At 33.7% G+C, this 23,793-nt stretch carries 16 protein-coding genes and 1 tRNA gene; 8 read left to right on the top strand and 9 right to left on the bottom strand.

Annotated features, from left to right (window positions below):
- The 8 genes from H0V01_02700 to recQ all read right to left on the bottom strand — a co-directional run bounded on the left by H0V01_02700 (nucleotide 1) and on the right by recQ (nucleotide 13,737).
- Complete coding sequence (locus H0V01_02700; protein MBA2582279.1) at nucleotides 1-756, bottom strand: glycosyltransferase family 2 protein; 756 nt, start codon at nucleotides 754-756, stop codon at nucleotides 1-3.
- A gap of 9 nt (nucleotides 757-765) precedes the next feature.
- Entirely contained in the window at nucleotides 766-3,249 is a 2,484-nt protein-coding gene (locus H0V01_02695) for a bifunctional UDP-N-acetylmuramoyl-tripeptide:D-alanyl-D-alanine ligase/alanine racemase (GenBank protein MBA2582278.1), read from the bottom strand.
- Between the two features lie 78 nt (nucleotides 3,250-3,327).
- The gene (locus H0V01_02690) at nucleotides 3,328-3,990 is read right to left on the bottom strand and encodes a lipoprotein signal peptidase (GenBank protein ID MBA2582277.1); all 663 of its coding nucleotides are present in this window, start codon (nucleotides 3,988-3,990) and stop codon (nucleotides 3,328-3,330) included.
- Nucleotides 3,991-4,045: 55 nt separating this feature from the next.
- Nucleotides 4,046-4,450 (bottom strand): TraR/DksA family transcriptional regulator, encoded by a 405-nt coding sequence (locus H0V01_02685; GenBank protein ID MBA2582276.1) that lies wholly within the window; start codon nucleotides 4,448-4,450, stop codon nucleotides 4,046-4,048.
- A gap of 664 nt (nucleotides 4,451-5,114) precedes the next feature.
- Nucleotides 5,115-8,483: an isoleucine--tRNA ligase gene (locus tag H0V01_02680; GenBank protein MBA2582275.1), complete on the bottom strand. Its 3,369-nt coding sequence runs from the start codon at nucleotides 8,481-8,483 to the stop codon at nucleotides 5,115-5,117.
- Between the two features lie 32 nt (nucleotides 8,484-8,515).
- Complete coding sequence (locus H0V01_02675; protein ID MBA2582274.1) at nucleotides 8,516-8,935, bottom strand: RidA family protein; 420 nt, start codon at nucleotides 8,933-8,935, stop codon at nucleotides 8,516-8,518.
- Nucleotides 8,936-9,178: 243 nt separating this feature from the next.
- Nucleotides 9,179-11,674: a tetratricopeptide repeat protein gene (locus H0V01_02670; protein MBA2582273.1), complete on the bottom strand. Its 2,496-nt coding sequence runs from the start codon at nucleotides 11,672-11,674 to the stop codon at nucleotides 9,179-9,181.
- A gap of 260 nt (nucleotides 11,675-11,934) precedes the next feature.
- On the bottom strand, nucleotides 11,935-13,737 hold the full coding sequence (gene recQ, locus H0V01_02665) for a DNA helicase RecQ (protein ID MBA2582272.1): 1,803 nt from the start codon (nucleotides 13,735-13,737) through the stop codon (nucleotides 11,935-11,937).
- Nucleotides 13,738-14,006: 269 nt separating this feature from the next.
- Between recQ and H0V01_02660 the strand changes: the two genes are divergently transcribed.
- The 3 genes from H0V01_02660 (at nucleotide 14,007) to H0V01_02650 (ending at nucleotide 17,306) form a co-directional block, all read left to right on the top strand.
- Nucleotides 14,007-15,842: a hypothetical protein gene (locus H0V01_02660; GenBank protein ID MBA2582271.1), complete on the top strand. Its 1,836-nt coding sequence runs from the start codon at nucleotides 14,007-14,009 to the stop codon at nucleotides 15,840-15,842.
- Between the two features lie 105 nt (nucleotides 15,843-15,947).
- Nucleotides 15,948-16,373 carry a hypothetical protein gene (locus tag H0V01_02655; GenBank protein MBA2582270.1) on the top strand — a complete coding sequence of 142 codons (426 nt, stop codon included), beginning with the start codon at nucleotides 15,948-15,950 and terminating at the stop codon, nucleotides 16,371-16,373.
- A 45-nt stretch (nucleotides 16,374-16,418) separates the two neighbouring features.
- Nucleotides 16,419-17,306 (top strand): T9SS type A sorting domain-containing protein, encoded by an 888-nt coding sequence (locus H0V01_02650; GenBank protein MBA2582269.1) that lies wholly within the window; start codon nucleotides 16,419-16,421, stop codon nucleotides 17,304-17,306.
- A gap of 264 nt (nucleotides 17,307-17,570) precedes the next feature.
- Here the strand turns inward: H0V01_02650 and H0V01_02645 are convergent, their stop codons facing one another.
- Nucleotides 17,571-17,744 (bottom strand): lmo0937 family membrane protein, encoded by a 174-nt coding sequence (locus tag H0V01_02645; GenBank protein ID MBA2582268.1) that lies wholly within the window; start codon nucleotides 17,742-17,744, stop codon nucleotides 17,571-17,573.
- Nucleotides 17,745-18,756: 1,012 nt separating this feature from the next.
- Here H0V01_02645 and H0V01_02640 point away from each other — a divergent pair.
- The 5 genes from H0V01_02640 to H0V01_02620 all read left to right on the top strand — a co-directional run bounded on the left by H0V01_02640 (nucleotide 18,757) and on the right by H0V01_02620 (nucleotide 23,315).
- Entirely contained in the window at nucleotides 18,757-19,419 is a 663-nt protein-coding gene (locus H0V01_02640) for a hypothetical protein (GenBank protein ID MBA2582267.1), read from the top strand.
- A gap of 150 nt (nucleotides 19,420-19,569) precedes the next feature.
- Nucleotides 19,570-19,646: transfer RNA gene (locus H0V01_02635), tRNA-Ala, on the top strand.
- A 699-nt stretch (nucleotides 19,647-20,345) separates the two neighbouring features.
- Nucleotides 20,346-21,473: a site-specific integrase gene (locus H0V01_02630; GenBank protein MBA2582266.1), complete on the top strand. Its 1,128-nt coding sequence runs from the start codon at nucleotides 20,346-20,348 to the stop codon at nucleotides 21,471-21,473.
- 124 nt (nucleotides 21,474-21,597) lie between these two features.
- Entirely contained in the window at nucleotides 21,598-22,683 is a 1,086-nt protein-coding gene (locus tag H0V01_02625; protein ID MBA2582265.1) for a hypothetical protein, read from the top strand.
- A 194-nt stretch (nucleotides 22,684-22,877) separates the two neighbouring features.
- Entirely contained in the window at nucleotides 22,878-23,315 is a 438-nt protein-coding gene (locus tag H0V01_02620; GenBank protein ID MBA2582264.1) for a VOC family protein, read from the top strand.
- The last annotated feature ends 478 nt before the right edge of the window (nucleotides 23,316-23,793 follow it).

Below are 23,793 nucleotides of genomic sequence, written 5' to 3'. Positions count from 1 at the left end.
TTAAAGACTTTCATTTAAGCCCTTCAATCTGCAATATTTCTGGTAGGTTTCCCAGGCCGTTATCCTACAAATAGTAAAACCCGTAAGACCATCCATAAATCCTTTTTTCAAAAAAAAGTTCCTGAAAAACTTAAACCCTGTTTTAGCGAAAATAAGAGCCCATGACGATTTTTTTCCTTTTCTGTGCAAAACATCTGCGGCAAGGTGAGCAAACCGCTCAGCTTGCTTGAAATGCTCTTGAATAGTATAATAGCTATAATGCAACAAGTCGCCTTTTAAAAGAATTTCAGTAAAATGAGGTGGAACAGTCAAGGTTTCGTGAATATCACCTTCCCAGCATACCTCTTTCTTGTTAAAAAGTCTTATTTTGGTGTCAGGATACCAACCTGAATGATAAATCCATTTTCCGCAGTAATTCATTAGCCTGTTGAATTTATAAACACTTTGGGAATTTAACTGTTTTTTAACTTGTTCAATAGAAATTTGCAGTTCTTCTGTAAGTGCTTCATCTGCATCTATTGATAAAATCCAATCGTGTTTTGCCTGGCTATTGGCATAATTTTTTGTTAATGAATAACCTTTCCAGGGCTTTTGTATAAAATTAACTCCCGCTTTTTTACACAAGGCCATGGTTTTATCTGTTGAAAAAGAATCAACCACTACAATATCATCAGTAATATGCTTTAAAGAGTCCAGACACCTCCCAATATTTTTTTCTTCATTGTAAGTGATTATTACAACTGAAATTGGCTCCATAGATCACTTTTATTCATGAAAATAAATTCTTTTAACCCTTCTTGAAACATTGGTGAGTATTTCATAGGGAATTGTATTGAGCTCCAATGCAATGTCTGTAATGGGATATTCGGCACCAAATACAATAACCTCATCTCCTTCTTTAGCATTCACCCCTGTAATGTCAATCATGCACATATCCATGCATACATTTCCAACAACCTTTGCTTCTTTTCCATTTACAAACATTTTTCCTTTTCCATTGCTTAAACCCCTGTTATAACCATCCGCATATCCTATGGGTACAATTGCAATTTTCATTTCAGAAGCTGCAATAGCTTTTCTACTGTATCCAATGGATTCACCCTGCTTTACATTTCTAATTTGGGAAATGCTGGTTTTAAGCGTGCTTACATTTTTCAATCTGCTTTGTTCGTATTTATTTGCGCCAATGCCATAAAGTCCAACCCCTAATCTAACCATTTCAAATTGAGATTCTGGGAATCGAACAATGCCGGCAGAATTTAGAATATGCCTTAGAATTGGGTAATCCAAATATTGAATAATCCTTTGACTCATTTCTTTAAAAGAACTGATTTGCTCCCTTGTGAAAGCATCATGTATTTCTTCATCACTTGCAGAAAGATGTGAAAAAACTGATTTAACCACCAGGTTTTTATTGTTTTTTATTCTAACTACCAATTCGTTTATTTCATGCTTATCAAACCCAAGCCTTCGCATTCCTGTATCGAGCTTTAAATGAACCGGAAATGGCTCTTGCAGTAGTGATAAGTTTCTTTTTACTGCATCGCTAAACAAGTCAAGTATTTTAAAACTGTAAATCTCTGGTTCAAGTTTGTAATGAATCATAGCATCATAACTTTGTTCAAGGGGATTCATTACCATTATTGGAGTCTTGATTCCCGCCTTTCTTAATTCTATTGCTTCATCTGCGTATGCTACGGCTAAATAATCGATTCTATGGAACTGAAGTAAATTGGCTATTTCAAAACTTCCACTGCCATAACTAAAAGCCTTTACCATGGCAACAATTTTAGTGGATGGATTTAATTTAGAGCGGAAATAATTAAGATTGTCAATCACAGCATCAAGGTTAATTTCCAATACTGTTTCATGAGCTTTTTGTTGCAATAATTTACTTATCTTCTCAAAGCCAAACACTCTTGCTCCTTTGAGTAAAATAGTTTCATTTGAAAAAAAATCAGAACTGAAATTTTTGAGAAAATCAGCAGTGTCATTAAAAAAAAGCTTATGAACATTAAATTTTCCTGCTTGCCTTGAAATTGCTTCCCCAATTCCTACAATTCGGCTAATTCCCTGGTTGGAAATCATTTGCGCAACTTCTGAATAAAGCTGTTCTTCATTTTTGCCTGTTTGCAGGATGTCGGATAACACCAAAGTCTTTTTTTCATGTTGCTGCTGTTGATTTAAAAAATCCAAAGCAATTGATAAAGAACCTAAATCTGAATTATAACTATCGTTAATTACAGAACAATTGTTTATTCCTTCTTTAAGCTCAAGGCGCATAGCTACAGGATTTAACGATAACATGCGCTTTGCTATAAACTCATTATCATAACCCTTGAAAAGCATATAGGACCAACAATGAATTGCATTTTCTATGGAAGCCTCATCAGTAAAAGGTATTTTAATGCGCAAAAAATTCATGTTGTATATGGCCTGAATCTCTGTCTGTTGCTGCATTTTATTAATCTTTGCAATTTGAAGGTCGGCTTTGGCCTTTTTTGACCAGGTAAAGAGTTTAATGTTTTTTAAGCCCGGGTGCAAAAGAATTTCCTGACCTAATAAAATATAATCACGACAATAAATCAAGGTTTCGGAATGATTAAACAAATCAAGTTTTTCCTTTATTTTTTCTGCCTGGTTTTTAAAATTTTCAGCGTGCGCCTCCCCAATATTGGTAAATATTCCCATTTGGGGTTTAATGATTTTTTCAAGGGTGAGCATTTCACCAGGCTTTGAAATTCCAGCTTCAAAAATACCTAAATCATGCTCTTTATTAATCTGCCAAATAGAAAGAGGAACACCGACCTGTGAATTGTAACTCTTTGGACTTCTTACAATATTAAAATCTTCATTAAGTAACTGATATAACCATTCTTTGATTATTGTTTTTCCATTGCTCCCAGTTATGGCAATAACATTCAAATTGTGTTTTTCCCTGTGAAATGCTGCCAGTTTCTGAATGGCCAAAATAACATTGTTTACCTGAATGAAATTAGCATTTTCAAACAAGGAAAGATCCTGAGGAATATCCTCAGTAATGAAATTTCTTATTCCTTTCTCATAAAGTTCCGGAATGTAGGTATGTCCATTGTGCCTGTCCCCTTTAATTGCAAAAAACAAAGCATTTTCAGGGAATGCAATTTTCCTGCTGTCAATAAGCAAAGTTCTGATTATTTCATCCTTTGCAAGTTGAATTAATGTACCGTTAATTATTTCTGCAACTATGGAAGTAGTATATCGAGTCATTGTAAATTAAAGTAATTTAATACTGTAAAAGCACATTGATAAAGCACGGGAAGTATAATAAAAGCAAGAAATTTTTCCTTATGCAGGATTTGAAATGCTTTCAGAATTTTTTGTCTGTTCTTTTTGAATTTCATTTGTTTTCACACTATCGGTGCTAAAAAACGATTTTTGAAAAAACAGCAAAATAAAAACACCAATGGTAATGGCAGAATCAGCTACATTAAAAACAGGCCTGAAAAACAAAAAATGTTCTCCACCCCAAAAAGGCAACCATTCGGGAAAGTATCCTTCTAAAATAGGAAAATATAACATATCCACTACTCTACCATGAAGAAAACCAGAGTAACCTCCTTCTTCAGGCATAAACTGGGCAAGCTGATTAAAACTATCACTAAAGATTAAACCATAAAATGCACTGTCAATCATATTTCCTATGGCCCCTGCAAGAATCAGGGAAATACTAACAATAAGGCCGGCATGAACTTTTTCCTTAACAAGCTTGTATAAATACCAGGCAATGGCCCCAATTGCAACTATTCTAAAAACACTCAGGAACAATTTTCCATATTCACCGGCAAATTCCAACCCGAAGGCCATTCCATAATTTTCAGTGAAATGGATAATAAACCAATTGCCAAGGGCAGAGAATTCCTGTCCTAAATGCATATTGGTTTTAATCCATATTTTGGATACCTGGTCTACAAGAAGAACAAGAAAAATAATTAATAGAGGCTTTTTCACTGTGTTTACAAATAATTCTTTTAATAGGAACGAATTATATTCGTTCCTATTTTATTTATTGGGCGTTTTTAGCTTCTATACTTAAGGTAGCGTGAGGCACCACTCTTAGCCTGTCTTTGGAAATTAATTTTCCAGTAGCCCTGCAAATTCCATATGTTTTATTTTCAATTCTTATCAGGGCATTTTCAAGATTCTGAATAAATTTTTGCTGACGAACGGCAAGCTGTGCAGTTTCCTCCTTGGTTAAGACATCTGATCCATCTTCAAGTAATTTAAAAGTAGGAGAGGTGTCATCAGTACCATTGGTTTTATTGGAAAGACTATCTTTTAACAAATCAAAATCCTTTCTTGCTTCAGTGAGTTTTTGAATGATTAATCCTTTAAATTCCAACAACTCCTCATCTGAGTATCTTGAACGGTTATCTTCTTTTTGTTTTACAGGAACTGGCCTGGTTGCCAAAACTCTTCGGTTATAAGGGCTTGAAAATTCTGGTCTTGATGCCGGCTTTTTTAACTCAGGATGGGTTTCTTCTGTATCTCTGATCCCAATAGCTTTTTCAACCTTTGGCTTAGGAAGTCTCCCTGCTCTTCTTCTTGAACTACCTGCCTTGGAGGTTGTTTTAGCCATAAGTGATTTATCTACCTCCAGAGGAACTGAACTGTTTTTTTCTGTTTTTGCTCCAGCTTTAACCGGTTTTACTTTTTCAGCGGCTTTTCCCTTAATGGTTTTACTTGCACCAATTGCAATTTCAGGCTTTTTAACCACTGCTTTCTTTGCCACTGGTTTTCCAACAGCCTTCTTTGCCACTGGTTTTGCAGCGGCCTTCTTTACCACTGGTTTTGCAGCAGCCTTCTTTGCTACTGGTTTTGCAGCAGCCTTCTTTGCCACTGGTTTTGCAGCAGCTTTCTTAGCCACAGGTTTTGCAGCAGCCTTCTTTGCCACAGGTTTTGCAGCGGCTTTCTTAGCCACAGGTTTTGCAGCGACTTTCTTTGCCGCAGGCTTTGCAGCAGCTTTCTTTGGTGCAGACTTAGTAGTAGTTCCTGCTTTTACAACACTTTTTTTTGCTGTTGGTTTAGATAAAGTCTTTCCTTTATCCGTGTTTTTTTTCTTTGTTGCCATAATTTTAATTTAACTTGATTATAGAAATCAAGGTTTTTACCTCCTCATCCACTTCAACCTCTTGGCTCGTGGTAGGGTCTAACTCATTGACAATCTCCAATGTTGATGCCAAGGTTTCAGTGCAAATATAATTTAAATTATTATTTATAGCGGAATTAATTGATTTCTCTGCCTTTATTTTTAATCCAATTTTGTCTGTAACCTCTAAACCCTTCTCTTTTCTAAGGTTTTGAATTCGGTTAATTATTTCCCTTGCAAGTCCCTCTTCCTTTAATTGTTGATTAATATTAATATCTAGTGCCACAGTTAATTTTCCATCACTTGCCACCAACCATCCTGGTATGTCTTCGGAAATTATTTCAAAATCAGCATAATCAAGGGAAATTGTCTCCCCATTTAAATCAAATTTATAGGATCTGTTTTTTTCAATTAAAGAAATATCATTCTGATCAAATTCGGCAACAGCCTGAGCAATTGCTTTCATTTGCTTGCCATATTTTGGGCCAATAGATTTGAAATTTGGCTTTATTTTTTTTGACAATACGCCCTGTGTATCAGTTAAAAACTCCATTTGCTTTACATTTACTTCTGATAATATCAGGTCTTTTACTTTTTCAAGAAGTGTTTTAAAATGCGAATCAGATATTGGAACCATAATTCTTCCCAGCGGTTGTCTAACCCTAATATTTTGCTTTTTTCGAAGCGATAGAACCATAGAGGAAATCTTTTGGGCTATCTCCATTCTTTCTTCCAACTCCTTATCGATTATTGAAGAATTGCAAACAGGAAAATCACCTAGGTGAACAGAATCTGCTTTTTCTCTTTTGGTTATTTGGTTAAGATCGCTAAACAATTTATCCATAAAAAATGGGGCAATAACAGAACCTAATTTGGCCACTACTTCAAGACAGGTGTACAGGGTTTGGTAGGCAGCAATTTTATCCTCTGTATATTCCCCCTTCCAAAATCTTCTGCGACAAAGCCGAACATACCAATTGCTTAAATGTTCATCAACAAACTCCTGAATTGCTCTACCCGCTTTTGTTGATTCATAATCATCAAGGGCTTGATCTACTTCTTTGATAAGTGTATTTAATACGGATAATATCCATCGATCAATTTCAGGCCTGTCTTTTATTGGAATTTCATCTTCCTTATAGTTAAAACCATCGATATTAGCATATAAAGCAAAAAAATTATAGGTATTATATAAGGTTCCGAAAAATTTTCTTTGTACTTCTATTATACCTTCAACATCAAATTTTAAATTATCCCATGGTTGTGAATTGGTAATCATATACCATCGTGTAGCATCTGCTCCGTACTTTGAAAGTGTTTCAAATGGATCAGCAGCATTACCCAGGCGCTTTGACATCTTTTGCCCGTTCTTATCCAAAACCAAACCATTGGAAATAACATTTTTAAATGCAACAGAATCGAATACCATCGTGGAAATGGCATGCAGGGTAAAGAACCAACCTCTTGTTTGATCAACACCTTCTGCTATAAAATCTGCAGGAAAATTATCTGGTAGGGAATCCTTGTTTTCAAAAGGGTAATGCAGTTGGGCATAAGGCATTGCTCCTGAATCAAACCACACATCAATAAGATCTGTTTCCCTATGCATTTTAATTCCAGAAGCAGAAACAAGTATTATATCGTCAACATAAGGACGGTGCAAATCAAACTTAGTGTAATTTTCTTTACTAAAATCACCTGGTTTAAAATCCTTTAAAGGGTTATTCACCATAAAACCAGCAGCAATTGATTTATCTATTTCAGTTTTTAACTGCTCTGCTGAGCCTATGCATATTTGTTCTGATTTTCCCTCAGTAGTCCATATTGGAATAGGAATACCCCAATACCTGGAACGCGAAAGATTCCAATCCATGAGGTTTTCCAACCAATTTCCAAAACGACCAGTACCTGTTGATGAGGGTTTCCAGTTAATGGTTTTATTCAATTCAATTAACCTGTCCTTTACAGCAGTAGTTTTTATAAACCAGGAATCAAGCGGATAGTAGAGAATTGGTTTATCGGTTCTCCAGCAATGCGGATAACTGTGTTCATACTTTTCTACTTTAAACGCTTTGTTTTCTTCCTTTAATTTAATGGCAATCTTAACATCAACGGGCTTGTATTCCGTAGTGAATTTTTCAGGTTCAATATATTGTTCCTTCACATATTCTCCTGCATAATCTGTTACTTCAGGTTTGAATTTTCCCTGAGTATCTACCAAAGTAAGAGAACCAATTTTATTTTTGGCTGCCACCCTGAAATCATCAGAACCAAAACTTGGTGCAATATGCACTATTCCTGTTCCATCTTCTGTTGTAACAAAATCTCCGATAATTATCCTGAAAGAATCACCATCAGCAGGCTGGGCATAGGGCATTAGTTGTTCGTATCTTATGCCCTCTAAAGCAGAGCCTTTGAATTGATCGATGATTTTATAAGGAATATTTTTATCTCCGGGCTTGTAATCCTTAAGTTCCAATTCAGAATTTTTTTCAGGAAAATGTTTTCCCAAAAGATTTTTTGCCAGGATAACATAAATAGGCTCAAAAGTGTACTGATTAAAAGTTTTTACCAATACATAGTCTATATTGCTTCCAACGGCCAATGCAGTATTGGAGGGCAAAGTCCAGGGGGTAGTTGTCCATGCAATTAAGTAAGGCGCTGATTCTGATTTTTCAAAAAGAAATTCAGAGTTTTGGTTTCTTATGGCCTTAAACTGGGCAACAACGGTTGTGTCTTTAATATTCCTGTAACATCCCGGCTGATTTATTTCATGACTACTCAAACCAGTACCTGCTGCAGGGGAATAAGGCTGAATAGTATATCCTTTATAAAGCATTCCTTTTTCGAAGATCTTGCTTAATAAATTCCATACACTTTCTATATAGCTGTTCTCATAGGTAACATAGGGGTTTTCCATATCCACCCAATAGCCCATTTTTTCAGTTAGATCATTCCAAATACCAGTGTATTTCATTACATCTTTACGGCAGGCATTGTTGTAATCTTCAATGGAAATTTTTTTTCCGATGTCTTCCTTTGTAATTCCGAGCGATTTTTCAACCCCAAGTTCAATTGGCAACCCATGTGTGTCCCATCCAGCCTTACGTTTTACCTGAAAGCCTTTTAGTGTTTTATATCGGCAAAAAATATCTTTGATTGACCGGGCCATTACATGGTGAATCCCAGGAAGGCCATTTGCAGAAGGAGGCCCCTCGTAAAAGACGAAATTGTTAGCCCCTTCACGATTAGTGACACTCTTTTCAAAGGTATGCTCCCTTTTCCAGGTAGCCAGTACCTCATCGGCAATGGCAGGTAAATCTAATTTTTTATATTCTTTAAATTTTTTACTCATAAAATTTTAACGATTTGTATTGCCAAATAATATTAAATTGTAGCAATTACCTTAAGCTCAATTGCAATGGGAGTAGGAAGGCAATTAATTTCCAATGTTGTTCTACAGGGTTGATTGTCCTTGAAATATTCTGCATAAATGCGGTTGTAGGTTTTAAAATCATCTTTCATATTGGTTAAAAAAACCGTTACATCCACAATTTTATCCCAACTTGATCCTGCATCTTCCAGGATATACCTGATATTTTTAAAGACAGAATGGCATTGTGCCTCAATATCATAAGAAACAATTTCTCCCATTTCATTCAAATCAACACCTGGAATTTTTTTTGCGCCTCTTTCCCTTGGGCCTACCCCTGATAGAAAAAGCAAATTTCCTACCCTGCGGGCATGAGGATATAAACCTACTGGTTCTGGAGCTTTTGATGAATTTATTCTTTCTTCTGTTGACATGCTGTTTTCAGTTTTGTTCAAAGGAGTGCAAATATATGATTTTGAAGTTTTAGTTCCGATTTTTTTGTTGCTTACTAAAAAAGATGGAACAGGGTTTTTTCAATTCTGAAAATGAGCATTTATAAAAAACCACTTTTTAGCCTACAAATGAATTGAAATCAAAAACCCTTAAATCAATACCAGGGTTTAAATTCAAATAAAATGCGGGGTTTGAACTATAAACAAGAAGGAAGTTATGTAAGTCTATTCTTTGTATATAAGCTGAAAAACAGTTCTTCTGTTCTGCCCATGTTCGATTGATGAGCAATCTACTTCGTTAGCACAGCGGTTTGTAAGTTGGGTTTCTCCATATCCTTTACCTGTAATCCTCATTTTATCAACTCCTGCCTTTATTAAATGTTCAGCTACAGCATTTGCTCTTTTGTTCGAAAGTTCTAAATTAAAATCATCGCTGGCTTGTGAATCAGTGTGAGATTCAACTGTGATAGTTACTTTAGGATTTTCTTTCAATACACTAATGACTTTTTCAAGAACTATTTGGGCCTCTGGAAGAATACTCCACTTTCCTGATTCGTAATAAATATTTTCAGTAATGGCAAGTTCCTTTTTCTTTTTACCCAAATTACGCACGCGCATCCATGGGTCTTCCTCTGTTATGGATGAGAGGTAAAATTGATCGGCAGGAAGGATTTTATAAGAAAATTCTCCGAAGTGATTCTTTCCAATTTCCTGAATAACTGTTCCTTTCTCATCTGTTAATACAACTTTTGAAAAGTCCAGTTTTCCAGCATCCACAATATCTAGTTTCACAGAATAATTACTTGATTTGGAAATTCGTGAGAAAAGAAAAGCTCCAAAAGCATCCGTTTTTTTCGTGTCTACAATTTCTCCTTTTTCATTAATAAGATGAATGGTATAATCAGCAAGAGGTGTTTTATAATCATCGCCATTTACTAATTTTCCTTTAATGTTGATATTTAAAGGAACATCATCTACACTCATAAGAGAAAGCATGGTGGGATTATAGGGCATAACATCAAATTTAAATGCCTTTAAGTCCTTCATGTTTTCAGCAATAAGTACAGGAATATCGTTTTTATCTGCAATAATAATTCTTTCAAATTTATGAAGATGCGTGTCAAGTGTATCAGGCATTAGAACAAATTCAGATTTATCATAAGGAAGTGCCAAAAAAACGAAATTACCAAAAAGGTCAGTTTTTGTTTCTGCAACTTTTTCTCCTTTCTTATTTAAAAGGAAAATAGTAAGATTAGCAAGCGGTTCAAGCTTTTCACCTTCACCGATTATTTTTCCTGAAAAATCAAATCTCAGTTTTGCATCAGAAAGTACTTTGCCTACTTTATAATTCACTTTGTTTTCATTGTCATAAACATCTCTTACAACTATTTCAAGTACACTGGTGGACTTGTTTTTAAGTGTAAAAGAAAACTCAGGATTTAGCTGACTTTTAGTATATACTGCATGCTCACCGTTTACTTTAATTGTTTTTATTAAACTCTGGTCCTTTATCTCACCCAATAAAATGGTTTCCTGCTGCTCCAAAGAAAGATTAATAAAACCTTGTGAATCTACCAAAGGCCAGGTTAATTTAATAAAAGGAGGAATAGATTCTCGTGTGGATTCATATTGTTGTTTTGAAACAGTTTCAATAGCAAGCTTAAGTTCAGCATCACCAGGATGAATAAGGGCTGCAGATTTATAATCTTTTAATGCATTTTCATATTGACCCAGTTCATAATAACATTCGCCTCGGCCTTTGTAATATTCAAACTTTTCAGTAAAAAAAAGAGCTTTGGTATAATCGCTAATGGCACTCAAGAACTGGCTAGTCTGATGATATACTTTTGCCCTCATTTCAAATGCTTCACTGTATTGATTATTCGCAGCAATGGACTTATTCAGATCGCTTATTGCATCAGAATACTCTTTTTTGCTCAAAAAGGTTTTTGATCTTGAAGCATACAAAATATAATCTTTTGGGTACGATTTATCTTCAGGATCAACCTTAATAGCTCTTTTAAAGCTAGCAAGAGATAAGTCATAAAGACCCAGATGACAGTAAACAACACCTAAATTGAAAAAATAAGGCTGGTGTATAGGCTTTGGTGTTCCTTTTGATTCATCCAAAAGAACAATTGCTTTTTCATAAATTAACCTTGCACCCTCATAATCCTTTATACTGTCCGTTGCAACTGCTTTTAAAAACATAACATAATAATCACTTTTATCAATTTGTAATGCCTTTTTGCAATCCTCCAGGGCCGAAGGAAAATCTTTCAAATGAATCAGGGCAAGAGTTCTATATTTTAAAACCTGTAAATTCCTGTTTTTTGTAGCCTGTAAATTATTGTTGCTGTTTTCAAGATAAATGAACGCTGTCTTTTCCGCTTTTTCAAAATCTTCTGATAAGATATAACATTCTATAAGAACAATTTGGATTTCACGATCTTTAGGCTCTATTTTAATAGCAGCAGCATATTTTGAAGCAGCCTGAGAAAATTTCTCCAGACTGTATAATGTTTTTCCATGTAACAAAAGAGCGTTGTAATTATCCGGATTGATTGCAAGAGCGTCTGTAAGAAGCAAATCGGCATTTTTATAATTGGCATTCTTATATTCCTTATTCGCTTTTTTAAATAAGGATTTAAAATCTTGTGCATTAATGCTAAAAGAGCAAAAAAACAAAACAATTACAATCAGTAAATTTTTAAAATTCATTCTTTTTGGAAATTTTTAACAGCATAAATATAGTTCATTATTCTAAATTTAGGTTGTTCTGTATTGATTTTTTGAATTAATCTGAGGATAAAAAATTTCAGGAAAACTATTTTAAGGGAGTAACAAACCCTTAAACATCGATCAAACAATACTATTATAACCGCAAAAAATTATTTATTTAAAAAGAATGTTTTTTACAAATCAAATAAAAATGCGGTTTTATAACCTAAAGGTATCATTTATGGAAACCTGGCAAATGCTTAGACTTGTTTTTTTTTATTAATGTAGTTAAGAAACTCTTTACCATATTTTTCAAATTTAATTTCTGAGATTCCAGGTATAGCTATCATTTCCTCTTTTGTACAAGGCAATTGGGAAACCATTTCATGCAATGTTTTATCATGAAAAATAATATAAGGAGGAAGATTTGCGCTTACCGCAATTTGCTTACGTAATTGTCTAAACTCTTCAAATAAATTATTCTCCTTGTTTGGGTTTTCTTTTGATAATTGAGCTTTAGCTATTTTTGCTTTTTTTATTACCTTTTCTTTTGGTTTAAAATTCACCATATTGATTTTTGTTTTTCCCTCTAAAACCATTTTGCCAAAAGGGGTAATTTTCAAGGAAAAATTTTCGTTGTATGCCATTTCGATAATTCCAAGCTGAAGAAGTTGCAAAACATATTGATACCAGGCATCATAACCAAGATCTTTTCCTGCTCCATAAGTTTTTATTTTATCATAGCCTTTTTCAATTACCTCATAATTATGCGAACCTCTTAAAACATTAATCAACATTGTTGTTCCAGTACTTCCTCCCATTCTAGTAATAGCTGAAAGCGCTTTTTGCGCTAGTATGGTTCCATCAATATATTGGGGAGGGTTGTGGCAAACATCGCAATTTCCACAATCCTTTGAAACAGTTTCACCAAAATAATTAAGCAGTATTTTTCTGCGGCAAATTCCCGCTTCTGAGAATTGCTGCATGCGTTTAAGCTTTTCCATGTTTAATTTTGACTGCCCGCTTTCCATGGCAAATTTATTCAGCATAATAATATCCTTTAGGCTGTAATATAGAACAGTCTCGCTTTTTAGCCCATCGCGGCCGGCCCTTCCGATTTCCTGATAATACCCTTCAATGTTTTTGGGAAGGTTAAAATGGATAACCCACCTAACATTAGACTTATCTATGCCCATACCAAAGGCAATGGTGGCACAAATTACAGGAGTTTCATCGTTAATAAAATTTTCCTGAACCCGTGATCTTTCGGTACTACTCATACCTGCATGGTAATGCGCACAGGAAATACCAGAGCTATTTAACTGAGCAGAAAGTTTCTCCGTTCCATTTCGGGAAAGACAATAGATTATCCCCGATTCCCCAGGTTTTTTATTTATAAAGTCAATTATCTGTTTTACCTTATCCTTATCAGCTACTCCTGCCCTTACCTCAAGGCTCAAATTCGGCCGATCGAAAGAGGAGATGAAAACATCAGGATTATTCAAGGCGAGTTGGGTAATAATATCCTTTCGTGTAACTTTATCAGCAGTAGCAGTAAGAGCAATAATGGGAACTTCAGGAAACTTCTCCCTTAGGCTTTTTAACCTTGTATATTCTGGTCGGAAATCATGCCCCCATTGTGAAACGCAATGAGCTTCATCAATAGCAATCAAGGATAAATTTAACTGACTAAGAAAAGAATTCAAAGCTGATACTGTTTTTTCGGGTGAAAGGTAAAGCAGCTTGATTTCTCCTTTTAAGCACTTCTGTATCACTTCTTCTTCCTGATTTTCAGACAAACTGCTATTTAAAAAAGCAGCCTTTACCCCGTTTGCTTTCAGGCCTTCAACCTGATCCTTCATCAATGCAATAAGAGGAGAAACTACCAAACAGGTTCCCTCCATTGCCATAGCTGGAATCTGAAAACATACCGATTTTCCACTTCCTGTTGGCATAAGAGTAACCACATCCTTTTTAGCCATTACCATTTCCACAATCTCCTTTTGCAAAGGGCGGAAACTATCATAACCAAAATATTTTTTAAGTAATTCTAAAGGAGTCATGGTGGAAAATTTTATGTTTAAAAAATTTAAATTACAGTTATTTTTTTAAAAATAAAAGCTGGAATTTAAATCAGCTTCACTCTTAATTGGTTGAATTCAAAATTTGTTTTTTTATTGTTCTAAGCCCAGATTTTTATTTTAGGTAATAATACGAATTATCCGAAGTATTAAAATGGTAAAATAATTGATCTTTGGAATACTCCAGATAATCTCCAATACCATTGATTTACCAATAAAATTTCACATATTTGCTTAAAATAAATTTAAGTATGCTTTCAATTAAAAACACCCAGGATAAACTTTTTTTAATCGCTTTTTTAATCGTTTCAATTGCTGTTTTAACAATTACAGGAGTGCGAAGCTTCCTTCTCCCTATTACCCATGATGAAGCAGCCAGCTTTTATTATTACATACAAACAGGAGAATTTTTGCCCTATCTTTCTCATGTTGATGCAAATAATCATGTATTAAACAGCTTCTTGAGCTGGATTTGCTTTACATTTTTTGGCGATTCTCCTTTTTCCTTAAGGGTTCCTAATTTGCTGGCAATAGTTGTATTGGCAATAGCTGTTTGGCGTATTTCTATACATCTTCACAATACACTTTCAAAATACATACTTGTTGGGGGCTTGTTAATTTCTTTTCATTGGTTAAGTTTTTATTCAGTAACAAGAGGTTATGGGCTTTCTATGTCCCTGCTTGTTTTAGGGATTTCCTATTTAATGGATTATTTTAAAAAGGAAGGAATTAAAAACATCGCCTTTGGTTACTTGTTTATTCAGTTGGCCCTTAGTGCTAACTTAATTCTTATTATCGCTATTGTTTTACTTACTCTGTTTGTACTTCTTTTTCAGTTTTTAAAAAAGAAACTTTTTAAAATTGAAAACATCGCTGTAAATATTTTTCAATTCGTATTAATCCTTTTTTGGTTTCTGTTTTCCATTCATCTTCAAAATAATAATGCACTGTATTATGGAGAGGGAGAAAGCTATTTACAAGTGACTTTTGTTTCTTTAATAAACTTGCTCACTGGCACTGATCAGGTTTATTTAACAATGCTTATTTTGTTTGTTTCAATAGCTCTGATAATAACTTCCTTGATTTTAAATGTTAAAAAAATCAAAAATCCAATTGAGCTCTTTGCAACTCCTTCATTATTATTTTCTTCGATAATTACATTGTTAATAATTGCATTTTTTTTGATGAAAATAATATTAGGAATCAATTACCCTGAAGACAGAACCGGCTTGTTTTTTTACCTGTTTTTTATCTTAATACTGGCTTTTACATTGGATCAGTTAAAACCAGTTTTCCTTAAAATTGCAGGATTTCCAGTAATCGTATTATTTCTATCTCATTTTTTATTCAGTTTTAATATTACCAAACATTCCCTTGTAAATTATGAAACAATTCCAGATAGATTCTATACCCGCCTGGTAGAGGAACAAAAACTACATTCAGAAAAAATCACTATTGGAGGGCATAGAATGACAGAATTGTTTTTTGCTTTTAACAATTACCGTAACAATGGATTTTTAAATCTTGCCGACCCCGCAGAGACTATGCAATTAAATTGTGATTACTCCATTTCAAATAAAAAAAATCAGGCTTATTATAAAGATTACTACACAGAATTGGATGAGGATTTGGATTGGGGCTTTACCTTATTGAAAAGAAAAGAAACTATTCAAAGAAACTTGATTGGTTCTGTTGATACCTTGGAATGGATGCAGGGATATGCTGAATTTTTTGAATTCTTTGCTTTAAGTGATACAAGTTTTGAAAATCAAAATCCACTGCTTGCTTCATTTGATTTAAAAATTGATTATATTGAAAAACCATTTAAGGGATGGTTGGTTTTTTCAATAGAGGGTGATCAGGGCTCCTATTACAAAAGAATTCCCTTGAACTGGCTGAAATACAATTGGCATAATTCTACACTAAATTATCAATTAATAAGCGGCCCAATTCCCGGTAAAATAAACAAAATAGTATGTTACTTATGGAATTCAGGGCAGCAAAATATTAAATTCAGGCTCAATGGATTAAAAATATATCAGCTTGATGGCCCAGGTGTATCTATTGTTATTCCTGAAGCTATTTGAATTTCATATTAATCAAAATCAATTTGATTCAAAATTTTAGAACATTTTTTATTGCTTTTCAATTAAAAAATAATATTTTAGCCTTAAACTTTAAATATAAACTAAATGAAAGCAAAATTACTTTCAAGTGCATTTGGCCTTTTTTCATTATTCCAGGTTCAGGCACAAATAACCATTAACAGTGCAGATGTTGCTCAAATTGGAACTGCCTATTTTCAAGTAAATGACGAAAGTCCAATCTTATTGCCTGGATCTGCAGGAGCTAATCAAACATGGAATTTTTCAGGTGTAAATGCGCATACTTTTGCTAGCTACAACTTGGTTGACCCTGCAGCCACACCAAATACCGGGGCTTTTGCCACTGCTACTGTTGCGGCAGAGGATGAGAATTTAAATTATATTTATTTAAAAAATAATTCAAGTGAATTAACCATAGTGGGAGCTCATTTTTCAGGATTTGATGTTCCCTTTAATCCAAATGAAAAAGTTCTTGAATTTCCTCAACTTACAATTCAGCTTTTTCTCATTTAAGAAATTACTCTATAACCATTCCAGAGGGGATCAACATTTGATTCAGTGAGAATTAAAAACACAAAAATTTATACCGTTACAGCAGATGGATGGGGAGATATTATAACACCTGAAGGCACTTTTCCTTCTATCCGTTATTATGAAGCAGCATTAAACGTTGATTCAACATGGGGCAAAATTTTTGGATCCTGGATCTTATTAAACAATACTTCGGATTCTTCTCACACTTATAACTGGTGGACAAATGATTCTAATATTGGAGTTCCTTTACTCACACTGGTTTATGATAAAACATTAGGGGAAACAACTTCTATTCAGTGGTATTCCTCAACTCCTCCATGTCTTAATCCTGATTTGGCTTCAAACGATCTTACGTTTTCTGCATTCACTGAGTCCTCTCTTACTTTAAACTGGGCCAATGGAAATGGTGGTGACAGAATCGTTCTTGCCCAAGAAAACACAAGCATTGATGATATTCCGGAGAACGCAAACAATTACAGCGCCAGCTCAGTATATGGCACCCCTGGCACAGAATTAGGCAATAGCTTTGTTGTTTATAATGGCAATGGAAATACGGTTAGTGTTACTGGACTAAATGCTACCACTACCTATCACTTTGCAATTTATGAATACAGTTGTACTCCTGAAAAATATTTAACAATGGCACTTTCAGGAAGTGAAACTACAACAACTCCAGTTGGGGTGAATAACTTGAGCTCAAAAGAAAATCAGATTTTAGTTTATCCAAACCCTGTTTCACAAGGACAATCCATTATGTTTAGTAATCAAACAAATGTTCGGGTAATTAATAGCAAGGGTGAGGAGATAATGAAGGCAAAAAATATAACTAAAATAGATACCTCTACAATGGCTTCTGGCTTTTATATCATTCTAACTGAAAACAATCAAAGTATAAAAGTGGTTGTAGAATAATTTTAATCCTTGTTTTTTTATTAATTAAAAGAGGCTGCAAATTGCAGCCTCTTTCTTTTTCCATTGTTTCAACCTTATACCGCTTAACAGTCTTTACCTAAAATTTATTCCCCTGCTTTTAAGACTAATTAATTTTCACAACGCTTAGCGATCTTTGACTTAAAAAAAATTCAAACCACTTAGCGATCTTTGTGCTAAGATCTTGCGCCTTTGCTTGATTTTTCACATTCAAAAAACGCGAAGGGGCCCATGCCCATTCCTGTTTTATATTACCCCTAAAAGCGTAAGTATAATTAGGATTAAAGCAACTACAAGTAAAAGGTGAATCAATGAACCCACATTTCCTACAAGAAAACCAAGCAACCATAAAATTAATATTACAACAATAATAACCCAAAGTAGACTTCTGCCATCATTATTTCCAGCCTTAATTTCCATTGTATTGCTGTTTGTTGGAAACACCTTATTCATTTTTGCCGGAACAACATTTGCAAATGTTTTAAAAGGTGAAGTTAGCGTTTGATCAATTGCCTTTGTTACTTTTTTGGCAACGGTTCTTTTTTGTGTCTTTGTACTTGGTTCCTCCCCGCTTTTACTTACTTCCGCAAGTGGTTCTATAGTACTTTCTTCTTTTTCAAAAACACTTATATTTGCAGCCTCTACCGGTGTATGTATTGAAGCTGGCTTATCTAATTTTGCTTTTGCCGTTCTATGTTTATTTATTCCATAATAGGTATATCGTTGCTCACTGCAAGAGGATATTAATAAACTAAAAATAACTATACAAAAAAATGCTTGTTTAAAAATTTTCATGGTTTTCATGTTCGGTTTTTTTATTGATTTTTGATTAAGATACAGAATTAATTATAAGATTGCAAAATTGAACATCTTACAAACTTAAGCTGTTACACTATTAGAGAAAAAAGTTGCATTATTCACATAAGTCATTTTTTTAATACCTCGCTATTACCAAAAGCAGAACAAAAAACAGTACAGGTATCCATGCCACTCCAAATAGAAGCGGACCAATTGGTTTTATCCATAACCTTGCTGACCATGCAGCTAAAACGGTCAAAATCAACAATAGCCAAAAACCTCCTAAAACAATATTTTTTCTATATAAATAGAAAATAAAGAAGTAACAAATAGAGATATAATAAGAATTAGTAGAAATTCAAACATTGCAGCCAATAAAAATTTAGTAAAGGTGATTTAATAAAACCTTACCAATTTAATATTTGGTTGAATTAAAGATAATCGAATCAAAAAATGAGATTTTTTTTCTCAAAATGTGTAAAAGAATAAACTTGTTTTCCCACACTCTAAAAAACATTTAATTAATGGTCTGTAAAAAACAAGCAATGGAAGCAAGGTCAATAAACAAAAGGCCATTCATGAATTTGGCATTGTTTTTCCTTAAAACAGAAATTCTATACTAATAATATACACTATGATAAAAACAAAATTCATACTCGCTATTGCAGTAACTGGAATTATCTCTGCCCATACTTCCTGTGATGAAATTCAAAAGAAAGCAGGTGCCTCAACCTTACTTCAGCAAGAATGGACAAAGCAAACTGTAAGTGAGCATGTAAAGGATTGGCCCGGAACAGCCAATGAAGCGGCACAGGCCATGTTAGAAGAATATGGAGTGCCTGATGAAATTACAAACTACCGTTTAATATGGCACAATAAGGGTGATTTTAGAGAAACTATTGTTTATAGAGAAGAAATAGATCATAATTTTCCAATGCCACATAAGGATGTGTTAGAACAGAGCATAAATTATGATTTACCTTCAGAAAAACTTGCAGAAATAGCAAATTATGATGGAAGCATTATTATTAAAAGAACAAAAGGTATTATGTCGGCCACATGTGACAAAGAGCCAATGAATTACCTGGCTCTGAACCTAGCGCATGAAGTTGCAACGGGAAAAAGAAGTCCGGAAAGTGCAAGGGATTTTTATACTAAAACTGCCACTGATTTTATGCGGGGAAAGAAAAATAAATATACCAAAAAATTAATGTTTATCCCTTCTACAAAAACCGGTTATCCTGATAAGTCAACAATTGATGATGAAACGCTGGAAGAAATTTTTGGACAGAGGTAATCACTTAAAAAGCAATAAAAAAGGCCTTAAAAAATTTACTTTGTTTTTATAGGTCAGCCAGATTAAACCCCTTAAATAAAATATTGATTGATTTTATTCAGTTAATATTCTAATAGTAATTGTTTATTTTATACTTTTGCAAAACAATAAGGGGAATTAGCTCAGTTGGCTAGAGTACTTGCCTGGCAGGCAAGGGGTCACCGGTTCGAATCCGGTATTCTCCACCAGTAAAATCAAAGGGTTTCGGAATATTTCTGAAACCCTTTTTTTATTCAGTTTACTTTTGGTTTACTTTTAGTCTTGTTTTATTCTCACTTTACTTTGACAATATGTCATAATTTATATTTTGTCTTTGCTTCTAAAAACATGTTTTTCTTATTCTCAATACCAGTCGTACTTCGTTATATTGGTTTGTTCCAAATATCCCTATTAATTGTCTGACTTGATCTTCTGATAAAACTCCATATTCGGCAAAACTTATTTAAGATCCTAGAATTTCTTATAAACTTATAAATCCATCACTTTATTTAATAATCTTTATTCCATTTCAAAAGGCACAAACTATCCTTTTTTGGGTACTAACTTTTTTTTAAAATGTTGATATTTTACCCTCTTTATTGATTTTATTACTCATGATTTTATATTGAATATTACTACTTGTAAACTGAATTAAATTGCTTAAATTCAAGTAATATATTCTTAATGGGATGAGAGAGAAGTTGATTTAAAAAGCTATTTCAAATTACATTCATCAAAGGGTATCAAGAGTTACTTTTTTTCTAAATTTTATTACATGGATAAGTACTCATTTGGTTTTTAAATTTTGTTATGAAAGTTAAATAGTGTCTTAAATTACAATTCCTGTTTTATTATTTGACTTTTATTCTTTCTGATAAAATGTTAACTTAAAGACAAAAAACTATCATATGCAAAAATTGGTTTTACAACATTTGATCCATAACAATAAGCAGCAAATAGCATTAATATTTGAAAAAGATGCAGAACTGATAGCAGCGGCAAAATATATAGGAGCTACATGGAGCGAAAGCAAAAAATGCTGGTATATCCAAAACAGTTCCGAAAACCTTAAAAAAATTTTCAGTGTTTTCAAAGGTAAAGCATTAATAGACTCCACATTGTTTTTCAGAAAGCCCCAAAACAAAACACAGACAGCATCACAAAAAGCAAAGCCAATAGAACTGGCCGAATTGTCGGAAGAGAAAAAGCAAAAAATTGAAAAGTTTATTTTATGGATGCGCTCAAAGAGATACAGCGAAAGCACCATAAATACCTATTCGGGGGCATTAGGTACTTTTTTAAGATATTTTGCAGACAAAGAAATAAAAGATATTGATAATGAAGACCTGGTGCATTTTGACAACCATTATATACTGGCAAATAATTATTCTGCTTCTTACCAGAACCAGTTTGTAAATGGAATAAAACTATTTTTCAGGAAAATAGCCGGCTCAGTAATTGATATAAAAATAATACACAGGCCCAAACGGGCAAAACAATTACCCAATGTATTAAGTAAGGAAGAGGTGAAAGCAATATTAAATTCTCCAAAAAACATTAAGCATAAAGCCATGCTGAGCCTAATATATTCCTGTGGTTTGAGAAGTGGAGAGGCCTTGCGGTTAAAACCCGGGAATGTGGATTCTAAAAGGAATATTTTAATTATAAAAAACTCAAAGGGTAAAAAAGACAGGATTGTACCATTAAGTGAAAAAATAATAGTGCTATTGCGGGAATATTACATAATTTTTAAACCACAAATATATTTATTTGAAGGTGCAAAAGCAGGAGCGATGTATGATGAAAGAAGTTTGCAGCAAGTATTAAAAAAGAGTCTAATAAAAGCAGGAATCAAAAAACCTGTTACATTGCATTGGTTGCGTCATAGTTATGCAACACATTTGTTGGAAAATGGAACTAATTTGCGGTACATACAAGAAATATTGGGTCACAGCCACAGCAAAACAACCGAGATTTATACCCATGTTAGTACAAAAAGCATACAAAAAATAATTTCACCATTTGATTATTTATGAAAAAAGGCAAAAAAATAAAATGTGTAAAATGTTCGGTTATCTTCCTATATTTGACATGATAACCGAACATTGAATTCGGGTATATGCAAGTTATAGGGCATTTTAAAAGACGACCGTGACACAAATGAAAGTAACCTTGACAATAATACTTTTCTTGTTCTTGGCCATTTTTGCAAGTGGACAAGAAAACGGGTTACGGACAAAATTAATTGATGAGAATTATACTTGGAGAACTGTTTCAAGCGAGCAACTTGATAGTTTCTATTTTGACCTACAACCAATTCAAACTACAAAATTCAAATCTCATTTTCGTATCTCATTGACCGGACAAATAATTGACTTTTACAGTTCTGACAACTCAAAATATCACGGAAAATTAACGAACTACTCAACTGAATACATAAGCGTAAAAAATAAAGACAATGATTACGACCAGAATAAAGAATACCAATATGTAATTGAACAAATAGATTTAGAACAATCAAACGTTGAAAATATTGTAGAAAAGTTCATTAGAACAGGACAGCCAGAAATTCCAACAGACACTTTAATAGCTTCTTGGCAACGTAATTTTTTGCATTGCAATGGATTAATTTTTCAATTCAATATTAACGGAAAATATACGAAACAAACTTTCCATTGTCCCTGGGGACAAAATGACAGTGTGGAATTTAAAAACATTATTTTAAACAATTATCAAACTTTAAAATCAACTTTTCAGCTTGACTCTCTTTATGACAGTTTTGAAAGTAAATTACCAAAAGGAAAAACATACTCTCGTGACGGTTACAGAATGATGTATAAAATGACAGACCGACAATCTGAAAGCTGGAAGAAAAGTCAACCTCAAAGGGATTATATGAAATCTATAAAAGACACAGTAGACAATTATATAAACTCTGAGCTAAAAAAACGAAATATTGAACTTAATAAAATTGAATGTTTTGAAGATTATCGGTTGACTTTTGGAAAAAATGGTAAATTAAAGAATGTAAATCTTTCCGCCTACGATAAACCAACTCTTAAAAAATCACTTGGACTTAGTGATTATCTGGAAGACAAAAGAGAAATTAAGAAGTGTAGACGGAAAATAAAGCAAATATTCAGAGACATTGATTTTAGTTTTTTGAATTTGGAAACTGAGATTTATCGAACATTTAGTTTTGGGCTGAATAATGAAATACAATTAAGAGACGATACAATATATTGACAGTGAGAAGAAAAACGCCCTATAACAGCACCTACAAAAAATTGGCGGTTCAGTGGTTAAATGAAGCTTTGTGCTTCGTATCAAGTTTTGTGGTGGCAGACAGTTTTCGTCTCCGAAATCGCCAACTTCTTGTAGCTGCAAAACGTTATGCGGCAGCTTAAAAGACGACACATACGAAACAGAAAATGACAGAAATGGAACAAAGAATAAGTGTATTGACAATTGGAGCGGACGACTTGAACGCAATGAAAAATTTTTACGGACAAGTTTTAGGTTGGACGACAGTTGCAGAGAACAAAGACATAGCATTTTACAAACTCAATGGTTTTTTATTGAGCATTTGCGACAGAAAAATGCTTGCCGACTTTATTGGAGTTGACCACAACGGACAAGGTTTTCGTTCCGTGACAATTGGCTACAATGTTGACAGTAAAGAAGAAGTTTTAAATCTGTATGACCAACTTAAAGACAAAGTAAAAATTCTTAAAGAGCCGACAGAACCTCCATTTGGCGGACTATTTTTTTATTTCGCAGACGTTGAAGGTAACATACTTGAAATTGCACAAAACTCATTTATCACATTCGACAAGGACAATAACGCAATAGACCATAAGCCAATAGACCACTTATAACCTGACAATAAAAATGACCGAAGGACAAGAAAGCCGACCGCATAACAGCACCTACCCAAAAGGCGGGGTTTCGTGTTCCAAAGACAGTTTTGTGGTTAATGAAAGTTTAGTTTTTCAAATCAAGTTTTGTGGTAAAAGTCCCGCCCTTCGGGTAGCTGCAAAACGTTGAGCATAATGCGTCCATTCAAAAAATTCGGATTTGAAACCGTAATTACTTTCGAAAAATTTTAAGATTTTAGTTGATATTTCTAATATTCAAACCCTGTTGATTAAGTCAAATCCTTGAATGTTTTGAATGACCAGACGGATTTTGGTTTTTGTTAATTTCTTCTTAATGCTTTCGGAATAATTCTATGTTTATCACAATCTAATTTCTTATGTTTAAAAACCAAAATCCTTGGAATCTTTCGGACGGTTATTCAGGATAGGATAAAAATTGAAATGTATCGAACTTCCGTGCATTAAATGTATCATAAGG

The sequence above is a fragment of the Bacteroidota bacterium genome (assembly GCA_013696965.1).
GTDB lineage: Bacteria > Bacteroidota > Bacteroidia > JACCXN01 > JACCXN01 > JACCXN01.
The sequence above is the reverse complement of the archived record's forward strand: the minus strand, read 5'-3'. Positions and strand labels throughout refer to the sequence as shown.